Origin of the sequence: Enterobacter sp. PTB (genome assembly GCF_051130085.1) — a bacterium.
GTDB lineage: Bacteria > Pseudomonadota > Gammaproteobacteria > Enterobacterales > Enterobacteriaceae > Enterobacter > Enterobacter ludwigii.
The window spans coordinates 1-216 of sequence record NZ_JBDKEE010000219.1 but is presented as its reverse complement, the minus strand read 5'-3'; the positions used below and the strand labels follow the sequence as shown (position 1 = coordinate 216).

The window sequence follows — 216 nt, the reverse complement described above, 5'->3', positions numbered from 1 at the left end:
ACACCGCCTGCCTGATGCTCAGGGGCCTCAAGTCCCGCTACGCCGAACACCACGGCGTGCATATCAGCGACGAGGCGGTTCGCGCTGCCGTGACGCTCTCGCGTCGCTATCTCACAGGACGCCAGCTGCCGGACAAGGCGGTGGACCTGCTGGATACCGCTGCCGCCCGCGTGCGCATGAGTCTGGATACGGTCCCGGAAGCCCTCACCCGGCTGG

1 pseudogene is annotated in these 216 nt (G+C 68.1%); it reads left to right on the top strand.

The features are described 5' to 3' along the window. A pseudogene (locus AAIR21_RS28305) lies at positions 1-216 on the top strand (AAA family ATPase); the annotation flags it as partial.